Genomic DNA, 13,147 nt, shown 5'->3' with positions numbered 1-13,147 from the left:
TCCCGTTTTTGCCAAACATTTGGCAAAAACGGGAAAAAAGAGGAATCCCGCGCCGCTCCGGGCGCCTAGGCGCGTTGGCAATGGCATAAAGGCGCTGTAAGATGCGGCGATGCGGACGGACGGCGCGGTGACGAGGTGACGAAGCGAAGGCGCTACGGCCACTCGGCCCCCGGCGTGTCCGTGCGGAAGCGCTCCATGTTATGGCGGTCCTGGAGGGTGACGTAGACGGTCTTGCCGTCGCGGCCGCCGAAAATCAAATTGCTGCACAACTTGCCGTTCAGCGGCACCTCGCGGATGAGCTCGCCTTCGGGGTTGAAAATGGCGATCATGCCCTTGCCATGGCGGCAGACGTAGAGGTTGCCCTTTTTGTCGCAATGCATGCCGTCGAGGCCGTAGTCGGTGAAGGAGGTGAAGAGGCGTTTGTTGTTGATGTTGCCCATCGTATCGATGTCGTAGGCCCACACCTTTTTCTGGACGCTTTCGTTGACGTAGAGCGTCTTTTCGTCGGGGCTCAGGCATACGCCGTTGGTGGTGCCCATGTTCTGGGCTAGCAGGTAGAACTTGCCGTCCGGCTCGACCCGCCATAGCTGGCCGGTGGTATCCTTCCAGTTCGGATCGGACGCGATGATGTAGCCGTAATGGCTGCGGCAGAGGTCGTTGGGTTGGTTGAACTGGGGGTTATGGCAGAGCACGCTGACCTTTTTGCTACGGTCCACCATCAGCACGTTGTGCCCGGTGAAATCGGCTATGTACATATTCCCCTTGGGGTCGAACCGGATGGCGTTACCCGTGCTGCCCTGGGGCAGGGTGAGGTAGACCTGCGCCTTGCCGCCGGTGTCCACGTAGGCGATGGTCCCGTCCTGGTCCAGGTTCACCACGAACAGGCTGTCGTGGTACACCGCAGGTCCTTCGATGTTGTTGGTAAACACCGCGGCCGTAAAATCCTTCGACTCGAAAAGGTGGGCTTCCCGCGCATTCTTCTGCACAAGAGGGATGGAACTGCAAGCGCCCATCAACAAAGCCATTCCTGCAAAAACTATTGTCCGGTACATGCGGTGTTTTTATATTTACTTCCCAAGGTCGTCATATTTTGTCAATTGAGTACAACGATATTCCCCTACGGATACGAGAAGCCGGCACCGGCGATATCCCCCTGCTCGTAGCGATGGGCCGGCGGACTTTTTACGAGGCCTTCCGCGACTTCAATACCGAAGAGAACATGACCATGTTCCTCGATGAGCAGTTCCGGGACGAGGTGCTGGAGCGGGAGATGGAAGAGGCGGGCGCCGTTTTCTTTATAATATATCACAACACCGAACCCATCGGGTTCTCAAAAGTCCGCGTGGGGCATGAGCCGCCCGAACTGGCGGGGCTAAACGCGCTGGAGATCGAACGCATCTATGTCGACAAAGGACACCAGGACAAAAAGGCCGGCACTGCCATGATGCGGCACAACATCGCGTACGCGAAAGAAAACGGATTCGGTACCATTTGGCTGGGCGTCTGGGAACATAACCCGCATGCTATCCGGTTTTATGAGCGGAATGGCTTCCTGGCGTTCGGGGACCACATTTTTAAACTAGGTAAAGATCCGCAGCGGGATATATTGATGAAGAAGGACATATGAATTTTTAGTAGTTATTTTCATTAAATTCATATGAAATTGACCGCTGAAACGTATGAGATTGGACAACTTGCTTCAAGAATACCACTGTCCGGAAGGGATCTGGGATGAAATGTGCGGTGTCGGTGCCATCCGCGACCACTACAAAAGGGTGTTTCATTCTCTCGGTCAGCTGGAGGTGAGCTCGCTCCTGCAAAAGGACCGGATGGCGGCGGAGCTCTTTATGAATCAGGGGATCACCTTTACGGTCTATAGCGACGACCAGGGTATCGAACGCATCTTCCCCTTCGACGTCATACCGCGTATCATCCCCGGCAGGGAATGGGACCTGATCGAACAGGGTATACAACAACGGCTGAAAGCCCTCAATCTTTTCCTCAAAGACATCTACAGCAACCAGCAGATCATCCACGACCGGGTTATCCCCGCGGCGCTCATCGCCTCGTGTCCGCACTACACCCGGGAGGCCTTTGGGATCAGCGTGCCCCACGATATCTATATCCATATATCCGGGATCGACCTCATACGGGGGAAAGACGGTCGTTTTTACGTGCTCGAAGACAACCTGCGCACGCCTTCCGGCGTCAGTTATATGCTGGAGAACCGGGAGGTGACAAAACGCATTTTTCCCCACCTCCTCAGCGACAGCCAGGTGAGGCGGGTGAGCAACTATCCGTTGCTGCTCCACGAAATCCTCCTGCAGCTGGCCCCCAGCCAGGTGTCGGACCCGACCGTGGTCCTGCTTACGCCCGGCGTATTCAACTCCGCGTATTATGAACATACCTTCCTGGCCCGGCAGATGGGTATCTCGCTGGTGGAAGGGCGCGACCTCACGGTGGACAACCACAAGGTATATATGAAAACGACCAACGGCCTGGAGCGCGTCCACGTCATCTACCGGCGGATCGACGACGAATTCCTGGATCCGCTGGTTTTCCGGCCGGACAGCGCGCTCGGCGTACCCGGCTTGATGAGCGCCTACCGCAAGGGGAACGTCGCCATCGTCAATGCGCTCGGCAACGGCGTGGCCGACGACAAAGCGGTGTATGCCTACGTTCCCGACATGATCAAATACTACCTGAACGAGGAGCCGATCCTTCCGAATGTCCCCACCTACCAGCTTAGTGACCCGGAGGCCCGGGCCTATGTCTTTGACAACATCCGGAACATGGTGATCAAACGCACCAACCAGTCGGGTGGGTACGGGATGATCATGGGCAACACGGTCACCGGGGCCGAGTGGGACAAAGCCCGGTTGAGCATCGAAAAGGACTTCCGGAATTTTATCGCGCAACCCATCATACCGCTGTCGACGGTGCCCTGTTTTATCGACGGCGCCTTCCGGCCCCGGCATGTGGACCTCCGACCGTACGCATTGTATGGGCCGCAGGGGGTGAAGATCGTGCCCGGGGGGCTTACACGGGTGGCCCTCAAGGAAGGGTCGCTGGTGGTGAACAGCTCGCAAGGCGGGGGAAGCAAGGACACATGGGTAATAGACTAAGCCGCGCCGCGCGGCGCGTAAATCATTCGAACGCATGCTCAGTAGAATCGCAGACGCATTATTCTGGTTGAACCGCTATATGGAAAGGGCTGACGGCCTCCTCCGCGTAGCAGCGACGCATTACACCCTCTCCATGGACAAGGACGTAAACGGGACGATGACCTGGCAACCGATGCTGGAACTCTTTACCAGGGCGACGCCACAGGAGGCGGCAACCCTCGGTAACGACACCGAAGCCGTCCTCAAAAAGATCCTGACCGATACGACAAACACCAATTCGCTCCGGGTGATCGTCTCCCGGGCCAGGGAAAACGCCAGGGGCGTCCAGGATCACATCACCAAAGAGGTATGGGAGGCGGTCAACTCCATCTACCACCTGGCCGAAGGGAGGGGGTTCGAAGACCAGCTGTCGAGCTATGGCGCACTGAACGTCATGGAACAATTCTCGCGGCATTGCGTGTTGTACACCGGCATCACGGATATCACCATGCCCCGCGGCGTCGGCTGGAGCTTCATGAACCTGGGCAAGTACCTGGAACGCAGCCTGGAAGCGCTGGCCCTGACCAACAAACAATTCGAGCTGATCCAATACGACCTGAGCGATACCCGGGACATCGTCCAGTGGCGCTACCTGCTGTTGTCGTTGTCCGGGTATGAGCTCTACCTGAAGACCTACCGCAGCCCGCACTATACGCTCAACGTACTCCACCAGGTGTTGTTCAACGAGCACTTCCCGCACTCGTTGCTGTATTCGCTGACCCGGCTGGAACGGCACCTCCGCAACGTGGTAAAGGAAAACCGCTCCGCCGACAGCGAGGCCCTGGTCAGGCACTTCGGACGCATCCACGCGCGGGTGCGGTATATGGACCTGGAAAATATAAATGGCCGTACTTTGCAGGAGTTCTTTGCCGAATTGCGACAGGACCTCCTGCAATTCAGTAAACGATTGAGTCAGCATTTTTTCTCTTATAGCTAAGCCATGCCAACATTCAGGATAGTGCACGTTACCCGCTACGACTACGACAGGCCAGTCAGGGAAAGCTTAAACGAGATAAGGATATATCCCTACCCCTGCCCCACGCAGGAGGTGCTGCAGCACGACCTGGTGATCACCACGCACCCGGAAGTACACGTGTTCACCGACTATTGGGGGAACAAAACGGGCGTGTTCAACGTCCTGCCGCCCCACCAGGTACTGGCCATCGAAAGCCGCCTCCTGGTGCGTACGACCGCCCCTTCGCAAATCACCATCAATTTTCACTCGACCTTCGAGCAACTGGAGCAGGAGATGGCGGATCAACTGTTGTTGCTCGAGCTGGCGCACGCGGACGCCATCGGCTCCGAAACACAGATCGCCTCCATTACCGGAACGCTCCTTCCCGGACGGAGCGTGGCCGCGATGGTCGAAGCGTGCAGCGAATACATCTTCAAGAACTTCAAATACATCAAGGGCATCACCGACGTGGAGACCACCGTGGATGAAATCCTGCAAAAGGGCGCGGGCGTCTGCCAGGACTTCGCCCACCTCATGCTCCAGATCCTCCGCAACGCCCATATCCCCTGCCGGTATGTAAGCGGCTACATCTGCCCCAACAAGAACGGCATGCGCGGCGAGGGCGCCACGCACGCCTGGGTGGAGGCCTGGATACCCGGCTATGGCTGGGCCGGGATCGATCCCACCAACAACGTATGGGTGACGAACAAACACGTCATGCTGTCGGTCGGCCGCAACTTCAACGACTGCAGCCCCGTCCGCGGGGCCTTCAAGGGACCCGCGCGACAGACGTTGTCCGTAATGGTCTCCATAGGGTATGAAGACGGTAAGGTTTTCGAAGAGGTCAACAACATCCACCAGCCAGTTACCGCGGAGCCGCCGGAAGGAATTCTCGAGGGGACGTTTGCGGGGCAGCAGCAATAACGTGCGGTGGCGCGATCGGCGGCGTCTTTTGGAGGAACGGCCGGCGGTGTGCGCGCTTTTGCGTTATTTTTGACGGCATGAGAAAAATCCTCCTCGCTGTCTTTGCCGCCTCGGCCACGTTGCAGGCGGCTGCCCAGTATAAACCCTCGGACCTATTCGGACCCCGGTTCTACACCGAACGCGGTAACGCCGAACACAGCGCTAACGGCGCCCCCGGTCCCGCCTACTGGCAGAACCGGGCGGACTACCACCTGCAGGCGACGATCGACACGCTGGCCAGGACCCTCACGGGCGTCGAAACCATCGAGTATACCAACAACAGTCCGGACGCCCTCGACTGTCTATGGCTACAGGTAGAGCAAAATACCTACAAACCGGACGCGCGCTCGAACTTCGCGACGGCGGCGCATCCGTCGCCCGCTGACCATACGACGGGATATTCTTTTGAAGCGGTAACGCTGCAAGACGGCACAACAAGCACAAAAGCCGACTATATCATCACGGACACCCGGATGCAAATCCGCCTGCATAAACCGCTCGCGTCAAAAGGCAAGGTATCCATCCACATCCGTTACACTTATACGATCCCCGGCGCTTTTGGAGGACGCACCGACTATGTGGCGACCCGCAACGGGACGATCTTCGAGATTGCCCAGTGGTATCCCCGCATGAGCGTCTACGACGATTCACGGGGCTGGAACAACCTCCCGTTCCTGGGTAGCGGGGAATTCTACCTGGAATATGGCGACATCGACTACAGCGTGACCGTTCCCTGGGACATGATCGTAGCCGGTTCCGGTGCGCTGCAGAACCCGGCCGAGGTCCTGACGCCCGCGCAGGTCGCGCGCTGGGAAAAGGCCCGACACAGCGACCAGACCGTCATGATCCGCTCCGCCGCCGAAATCGGGGACCCTTCTTCCCGGCCGGTGCATAGCGGCACGCTGACCTGGAAATTCAAGATGACCAACACCCGCGACGTGGCCTTTGGCGCGTCCCGCGCTTACATTTGGGACGCCGCCGCGGTCAATCTCCCCGAGGGCAAGCACAGCATGGCGATGTCGGTCTATCCTGTGGAAAGCGCGGGCGAAGGCGCCTGGGGACGGGCTACCGAGTACCTGAAGCGCTCCATGGAGTACTTCTCCGAAAAGTGGTTCGTCTATCCCTACCCGGTGGCCGTCAATGAAGCCGGTATCGCCGGGGGCATGGAATACCCGGGGATCGTTTTTGACGGTATCACCGACAAGGGCAAGGAGCTCTACTGGGTCACGGCCCACGAAATCGGCCACAACTGGTTCCCGATGATCGTCGGCAGTGACGAGCGCCGTTTTGGCTGGATGGACGAAGGCTTTAATACCTTTATCGACGTCTACGCCTCCGACAACTTCAACAAGGGCGAATACGCCCCAAAACGCGACGCCGAATACGCCGAGGGTGGCGGTAACCCCGCCGATGAGATAGTACCTTTTCTAAAGGATGCTTCCGCGCCGGTGATCCTTACGCCGGCCGACGCCATCCCTGAAAAGTACCGCCATCCCCTCACCTACTTCAAACCCGCCTTCGGGCTGGTCCTGCTGCGGGAGCAAATCCTCGGGCACGACCGCTTCGACTACGCGTTCCGGAGCTACATCCGGCATTGGGCCTACAAACACCCGCAGCCATCCGACTTCTTCCGCTCGATGGAGAATGCCTCCGGCGAGGACCTGGCCTGGTTCTGGCGGGAATGGTTCTACCACAACTGGACGCTGGACCTGGCCGTCTCCGACGCCCATGCCGTCGACGGGGGCGTCTCCGTCGTCGTGTCCAACCTGGATCGTATGGCGTTCCCTTCCGTGCTCGAAGCGACGTGTGTGGATGGGTTGAAGGCGCGCATCAATTTTTTTGTGGAAACCTGGCTCCAGCAGGATCGCGTTACGGTGGTGATTCCAACGACCGCAAAGGTCTCTTCAGTCACGATCGATCCGGATGCCGGTCTCCCGGACGCCAACCGTTCCAACAATACGGTTAAACTACCCTGATCAGGTCTACTTTGTAGCCGTCGTATCCAGGCTTTTCTCCCTTACCGCCTTGAACTCGGAGCCCTCTTTCCATCGGGGCCAGACCGAAGAATAGGCCAGCCGCTTCCCGATCTGGAAGAGGAGCTCCACGTGCTCGAGCCCGCCTTCGAAGGTCCAGGAGGGGTCGTACTCGTCGGAGGGTTGGTGGTAGTGGTTGGCGGTGTAGAGGCTGTCGAGCCGGTGGCCTTCGGCGGTGCCGCCGTTGACGAGGTCGTCACCGGGGGAAGCGTCGAGGGCGGGGACGCCGGCCTTGGCGAAGTTGAAGTGGTCGGAGCGGAAGTAGCCGCCGGCTTCGGGGTTCTTTTCGGGGGCGATAGAGCGTCCCTGGCGTTTGGCTTCCTCGGCGAGCAGGTCTTCCAGGTCGGACTGGCCGGCGCCGGTAATCGTGACGTCGTGGGTCTTGCCGTTGGGGCTGATCACATCCATGTTCAGGTTGGCGATCGTTTTGCTGAGGGGATAGACGGGGTGCCGGGCATAGTATGCCGAACCCAGCAGGCCCTGCTCCTCGGCGGTCACGGACAGGAAGACGATGGTCCTTTCCGGGGGCGTATTGAGGCCCTTGAAGGCGCGGGCCATTTCGATGAGGGCCGCGGTGCCGCTGGCGTTGTCGAGGGCGCCGTTATAGATCGAGTCGCCTTTTTCGTCGGGTTTACCGACGCCGAGGTGGTCCCAGTGGGCGGTATAGATGATGTATTCGTCCGGGTGTTTTGTCCCCGTGATTTTGGCGATGACGTTCTTGGAGGTATTGTACACCGACCTGACGTGGATGCGGGTGGTGAGATTCAGGTCCAGGGGCATGCCCTTAAATCCTTTATGGTGGGCTTTTTCAAGCAAGGTCGAGTCCTGTCCGGCGGCGGCCAGCATCTTGGCGGCGGAAGGGCCGGTCACCCAGCCGTCGATGGCGCAATGGTAGGTTTGGCTGCCGCGCTCGTCGAGATACAGATTGGAGGAACCCCGGCTGTTTTGTACGACATGGAAGGGATACGAAGCTGCGGCGGTATTGTGGATGATGATACATGCCTTGGCGCCCTGGCGGGCCGCCTCCTCATACTTGTATGTCCAGCGGCCGTAATAGGTCATCCGGTGACCCTTGAACAGCGTGCTGTCATAGAAGCCGGGGTCGTTGACCATGACGAGCACGGTTTTGCCCTTGACGTCCAGGCCGGCGTAGTCGTTCCAGCCGTACTCCGGGGCGACGATGCCAAAACCGGCGAAGACCACGGGGGTATTGTAAAGACTGATCAGGGAGTCCGTGTTTTGCGTGGCGAAAACGTAGTCGTCGATGTTGTGCAGGTCGAAGGACGTTTTCGAGGAGCGTACGGTCATCGTGGGGTCGCCCATGGGCGTAATCTCCACCAGCGGCACGTCCTGGAGATAGCTGCTGCCGTTGCCGGGCTCGAGACCGAGGCGCTGGAAGTTGCTGCTGATGTAGTCGAGGACCTTGGGTTCGGCGGCCGAGAATGGCTTGCGACCCTTCAGGGAGTCGGAGGCCAGGACTTGTATGTGCCGGGCGAGGCTGTCCTTGTTGAACGAGTCCAGGCCGGCCTGCGCGTCGAAGGCGGTGTCGGCCTGGTGGCAGGACGCCAACAGCAAGGCTCCTGAGAGCAAGGCATTTACGGGAAATGAAAATTTCAGTGTCATGTCGATGGTTATGGAGCACTAATCTACTTACCTTTGCGAAAATTCAGCATAGATGCTGCAAAAATGTACTGCCTTCTTTTTGCTGCTGGCCTTTGCGGCCTCGACCTTCAGCAGGGCGGTCATTGTCGTCGACTTCTACGCCAACCAGGATTATATCGCCAGGAACCTTTGTGAAAACCGCGACAAGCCGATGATGCACTGCTGCGGCCGGTGTCTCCTCCGGAAGCGGTTGGCCAACCAGGACAAACAAGACAAGAATAATCCCGAACGGGAAACCAACAATAAGGAGGTGCTCTTTTTCCAGGAGACCTCGCGGGCGCATTTTACACCCGTTTTCGCCGTGACAAAAGCGGTCTTCCATCCCTTTGACGACGGCGCACCCATCGACCAGGCCACCGGAATCTTCCATCCGCCGGCGTAGGCGAAGCTTCCCACCTTCCACAGGCACGAGCGTGCCCATCTGCATTCCCAACGACGCGCGGCGCTGGCGCCAGCCAGTGCGCTTGCGTGTACATACTTTGATATGAAAACATTGTATTCTTCGATACTACTGCTACTTATATATTTACCCCTCCACGCGCAAACCCACACCGTCACGGGTAAAATCGTCGACGCCGTAACGAAGGAGCCCGTCGAGGGCGCTTCAGTAATGGTGAAGGGCACGACGGAAGGCGTAACGACGGACGCCTCGGGCGTCTTTGCGCTCAGCGCGGACGCCGCGTCCGAGCTGGTCGTCACGGCCACGGGTCACCGGCCGCAAACCGTAAGGGCGACCGGCCGCGCCATGGACATCCAACTGATCCCCAACGAGAATCGCCTCCAGGACGTCGTCGTGTCCGGGAACCGGACGCTGCAAAAGCGCATCGAGTCGCCCATCGCCATCGCGCAGATAGGCAAACAGGCCATCCAGGACACGAAGGCGCAGCGGCTGGATTTCCTGCTCAACCAGGTCAGTGGCGTCAATATGATCAACCTCGGCAACGAGCAGCACGAGATGTCGATCCGCCAGCCCATGAGCACGAACAACCTCTTCCTCTACCTCGAGGACGGCGTGCCCATCCGCACGTCCGCGGTCTTCAACCACAACGCGCTGATCGAAATGAATATGGCGGCCGCCAAAAGCATCGAGGTGATCAAGGGGCCCGCGTCTTCGCTTTACGGGGCCGAGGCTATCGGCGGCGTCGTCAACCTGATTACCCAGGCGCCCCCGGCCTATACCGACGGGACGATAGGCGTACAGGCCAATAACCAGGGGTATCGCCGCGTGGACGCCCAGGTAGGTACGACCATCGGAAAGGTTGGCTTCATCGCCAGCGGGTATTACGCGGAGCAGCACGATGGTCCTATCCAGTACAGCGACTTCCACAAGTCGGCGTCGACCTACCGGCTCGACTATCACATCGATGACCGCACGACCTGGACCAGCAGCGTCACCTACGTGGACTATTTCAGCGATATGTACGGTTCGCTGGACAGCACGCACTTCGCGACAAAGAATTATTCCGCCCAGACCTTTTTCACCTACAGGAAAGTATATGCTTTCCGGGGTCGGTCTACCATAAGCCATAGCTGGAACGACCACAGCACGACGACGGCGACGTTCATGTACCGCAACAACTCGGTCATCCAGAACCCCAGTTACCAGATCGGCAGCTATACCTCCGGGAACGGCGCCATTAGCGCGGACACGGCCATCGGGAACATCAACGACAACGCCTTCAAGTCATACGGACTTACGGTACAGCACATCCAACGGTTCAAATTCCTGGACAGCAAACTGGTGGTGGGCCTCAGCACCGAACTGAACCCACAGACGTTCAACGAGAGCTTTATCTGGGTAAAAAAGCAAAAAAACGACCAGGGGTTGACAAACTATGTTGGCTACTCAGACCCCGATTCGGTGATCGCCAACTTTAAGACGCTGGTGACGGACTTCGGGAGTTATGCGGACTACGAATTCAGCCCGGCGCGCGGTCTGAGGATAGTCGCCGCCCTCAGGTACGACGCCTTCCAATACGACTTTATCAACTACCTCCAGGGCTCCAAGGTCACCGGCGGGCCGTCGACGGTCACCAACTACGGGAAAGTGGCGCCAAAGATCGGGTTCACCTATAACGTAAAAGGAATCGGGTTCTATGGGAACTACAGCGAGGGCTATGTGCCGCCGCAAATCACGGACGTATTCGGAAAGACGAGCAACAGTACCTATCTGCAACCACAGACGTTCCACAGCTACGAGATCGGGGGCTGGCTGTCGCTGGTAAAGAACCGCTTGTACATCGACTGGAGCGCCTACCTCATGAACGGCGCCGACGAGATCATCAACGTAAAGCTGCCTAACGGCATTTCCCAGTCGGAAAACGCCGGCCGGACCCGGCACCGCGGGCTGGAGTACGGGTTGACGTATCGTCCCTGCGACGACTGGCTGATCCGTTTATCGGGCTCGAATGCCAAACATACCTTCGTCGACTACGTCTCCTCCGGGGTGGACTACAGCGGCAGGGAAATGGCCGACGCGCCGCATTTCTTCGGCAGCGCCCAGGTCACTTACAAGCCCCATTACCTGAAGGGTTTCCGTATCTCCGCGGAATGGCAACGCGTGGGGAAATACTATATGGATAACCTCCAGCAGTATGCTTACGGCGGGTTCAACGTGGCCAACCTCCGCGCAGGTTACGCGATCAGCCATGTCGAGCTCTGGGTGAACGCGCTGAATGTATTCGACGAATACTATTCCACCATTTCCCAGGTGTCCGTCTCCGGCGGCAAGGCCTCGTATACCTATCAGCTCGGCGACCCCAGGGCGGTGACGTTCGGTCTGAGTTATCACTTTGGAAAATAAAATACCCGGTATGAAACGACTATATCGCTGGCACCGGCGACTCTCGCTGATCATCGCCCTTCCCGTCGTCTTATCGGCGGGCAGCGGATTTTTGCATCCCATCATGACCAATATGCGACCCCGCGTCGCGACCCAGGGGCTGCCGGCTGAAACGATCGACGTGGGCCGTTGCCCGCTCCCGCCGTCGGTCGCGCTGCGCATGGCCGGAATCGACACCATATCCCACCTGCGGCTGGTGCACATGGATACCAGCTGGTTCTACCAGGTCCGGCGGGGCGAGCTTGACGTGCCGTCGTATGTCAGCGCGCGGACGGGTCAGATGCTACCGAAGGGCGACTGGCTCTATGCGCAGTACCTGGCCCGGGCTTTTCTGGAGGGAACGCCCGGCAGGGCGGCGGCTCCCTCCGCGCCGTTGCCGGATTGCTGTACCGCCGCCACCTACGCCGTGTTGAACGCGGCCGGCAGCCCAGTCACTGACGAGGTGCGGCTCACCGCGTTCGACGAGGGCTACAACCCGGTCAACCGGCTGCTGCCGGTCTACAAGGTATCCTTTGGCCGCGCGGACGGCATCCGCGTCTATGTCGAGACCGCGCAGGACCGTTTTGCGCTGGCGGTGGACAACCGGCGGGCGGCCTTCAACCGGGTTTTCGAATACATCCATACCTATCAATGGCTCAGCTTCCTGGGTCGGGGCCGGTTGGTGGCGGAGGCTCTGCTGTTGGGCGCGGCCTTTGTCACGACGGTACTGGGTATCTGGATATTCTTCGCGACAAAGAGCAAACCGGTACCGGGTAACCGCTATGTGCGGTCCAGGCGCCTCCACCGGTATACGGCGATCGTGGTGTCGCTCTTCACGCTCATGTTCACGTTCAGCGGGGCATACCATGCGCTGGTACAGTTGCGGCCCGACGATCGGGACAGGTTCTTTGCGCGTGACCGCTTTGCCACCGCCGCGTTGCGTTTGGGGCCGGCCGATTGGACCCGGGCGACGGACGTCAGCCTCGTGGCCATCGGTGGCGCGGGTTATTGGCGGCTCGCCAGGGCGGAACAACGCCCAATCGCTTCCGCACGGAAGGACCTGATGCGTGATATGTCGGCCGCGCAACCGCCGGTCGTGTACATTGCCGACGCGGACGGCGCGGCACTCCCGGATGGAGAGCGCCGTTATGCCAGGGCGCTGGCGGCGCAGTTCAGCGGACGGCCGTTGTCGGCCATAAAGGACACGCGTTGCCTGACCAGATTCGAGGGAGAGTACAACTTCACCGACAAGCGCCTGCCCGTCTGGAAGGTGGCATATGCCAGCGACCGCTACTACGTGGAGACGTCGAGCGGCCGGTTGTCGGTGCGGGTAGACGACATGGACCGGGCCGAGGCGTATAGCTTCGCCCTGCTCCACAAACACGAGTTCCTGGGATGGGCCGGTAAACCGGTAAAGGACACGAGCACCATGTTCTGGGCGGCGATGCAGATCGTGGTCGTCGCGTTGGGGCTGACGCTGTATGTACGCTACCGCAAACGCGGTGTATCGAAAGCGAACGGTGCAGATCGCATAAAACATTCATAAACA

Annotated in this window: 10 protein-coding genes; 8 read left to right on the top strand and 2 right to left on the bottom strand. The window is 59.1% G+C overall.

All coding sequences use genetic code 11. From position 1 onward, the window contains the following. Positions 1-152: 152 nt before the first annotated feature. Positions 153-1,052, bottom strand: coding sequence for an SMP-30/gluconolactonase/LRE family protein (locus VL547_RS13495; protein WP_325578603.1), 900 nt, complete (start codon positions 1,050-1,052; stop codon positions 153-155). A gap of 38 nt (positions 1,053-1,090) precedes the next feature. Here VL547_RS13495 and VL547_RS13490 point away from each other — a divergent pair, with 38 nt between their 5' ends. The 5 genes from VL547_RS13490 (at position 1,091) to VL547_RS13470 (ending at position 7,058) form a co-directional block, all read left to right on the top strand. Beyond that, a complete protein-coding gene (locus VL547_RS13490; RefSeq protein ID WP_325578601.1) occupies positions 1,091-1,627 on the top strand; it encodes a GNAT family N-acetyltransferase in 537 nt (178 codons plus the stop codon). 52 nt (positions 1,628-1,679) lie between these two features. Beyond that, positions 1,680-3,125 carry a circularly permuted type 2 ATP-grasp protein gene (locus VL547_RS13485; protein ID WP_325578599.1) on the top strand — a complete coding sequence of 482 codons (1,446 nt, stop codon included), beginning with the start codon at positions 1,680-1,682 and terminating at the stop codon, positions 3,123-3,125. 34 nt (positions 3,126-3,159) lie between these two features. After that, positions 3,160-4,101: an alpha-E domain-containing protein gene (locus VL547_RS13480; RefSeq protein WP_325578597.1), complete on the top strand. Its 942-nt coding sequence runs from the start codon at positions 3,160-3,162 to the stop codon at positions 4,099-4,101. A gap of 3 nt (positions 4,102-4,104) precedes the next feature. After that, a complete protein-coding gene (locus VL547_RS13475) occupies positions 4,105-5,043 on the top strand; it encodes a transglutaminase family protein (protein WP_325578595.1) in 939 nt (312 codons plus the stop codon). A gap of 77 nt (positions 5,044-5,120) precedes the next feature. After that, complete coding sequence (locus VL547_RS13470) at positions 5,121-7,058, top strand: M1 family metallopeptidase (RefSeq protein ID WP_325578593.1); 1,938 nt, start codon at positions 5,121-5,123, stop codon at positions 7,056-7,058. A gap of 6 nt (positions 7,059-7,064) precedes the next feature. Here the strand turns inward: VL547_RS13470 and VL547_RS13465 are convergent, their stop codons facing one another. Beyond that, the gene (locus VL547_RS13465) at positions 7,065-8,738 is read right to left on the bottom strand and encodes a M28 family metallopeptidase (protein WP_325578591.1); all 1,674 of its coding nucleotides are present in this window, start codon (positions 8,736-8,738) and stop codon (positions 7,065-7,067) included. A 52-nt stretch (positions 8,739-8,790) separates the two neighbouring features. Between VL547_RS13465 and VL547_RS13460 the strand changes: the two genes are divergently transcribed. The 3 genes from VL547_RS13460 (at position 8,791) to VL547_RS13450 (ending at position 13,144) form a co-directional block, all read left to right on the top strand. Further along, positions 8,791-9,159, top strand: a complete 369-nt coding sequence (locus VL547_RS13460) for a hypothetical protein (RefSeq protein ID WP_325578589.1) — start codon at positions 8,791-8,793, stop codon at positions 9,157-9,159. A gap of 102 nt (positions 9,160-9,261) precedes the next feature. Next, positions 9,262-11,580, top strand: coding sequence for a TonB-dependent receptor (locus VL547_RS13455; protein WP_325578587.1), 2,319 nt, complete (start codon positions 9,262-9,264; stop codon positions 11,578-11,580). A gap of 10 nt (positions 11,581-11,590) precedes the next feature. Beyond that, positions 11,591-13,144: a PepSY domain-containing protein gene (locus tag VL547_RS13450; RefSeq protein WP_325578585.1), complete on the top strand. Its 1,554-nt coding sequence runs from the start codon at positions 11,591-11,593 to the stop codon at positions 13,142-13,144. Positions 13,145-13,147 lie beyond the last annotated feature (3 nt).

It is taken from the genome of Dinghuibacter sp., from assembly GCF_035492835.1.
GTDB lineage: Bacteria > Bacteroidota > Bacteroidia > Chitinophagales > Chitinophagaceae > Dinghuibacter.
Note: the sequence above shows the minus strand (reverse complement) of the source record. Positions and strands in the feature narration are given on the sequence as shown.